This window comes from Erwinia sp. PME.40.26/001 (assembly GCF_055556675.1).
This window is the reverse complement of sequence record NZ_JBVHNP010000041.1, coordinates 1-384: the sequence shown is the minus strand read 5'-3', so window position 1 is coordinate 384 and position 384 is coordinate 1. Positions and strand designations below refer to the sequence as shown.

Annotated in this window: 1 protein-coding gene; it reads right to left on the bottom strand. The window is 67.2% G+C overall.

Going from position 1 to position 384, the window contains the following annotated elements:
- A partial coding sequence (locus ACZ3HG_RS23120; RefSeq protein ID WP_465334632.1) for an extracellular solute-binding protein occupies window positions 1–384 on the bottom strand: 384 nt, incomplete at both ends.

Genomic DNA, 384 nt, shown 5'->3' with positions numbered 1-384 from the left:
CCGCGCTGCCGCTCGTGAGCAGCTGCTGGGTCTCCGGGTAGGACTGGTAGAAGACGAGGCTGTCGCGGATCGTGTTCAGCTTCTTCTCCGCCCGCGGGATGTCGAGCGGGTAGAGGTCGTCGAACTTGACGCCGTCAGCGAGGAGCGCGATCTCGTAGGACGAGTCGTACGAGCCCGGGTCACCGGGCCACGCGCGCTTGCCGGGGAACTTCGTGGTGTCGAAGAAGTCGGCCCAGTTCTGCGGACCGCCGTTGGGGAACGTCGAGGTCAGCCAGCCCTGCGCGATACCGAAGACGAAGCCGCCCATGTAGTACGGACGCACGTTCTCCGGGAGGAGGCTGCCCTGGGCGTCCGCGGGGACCGTCGCGAGGTTGTCGAGGTTCG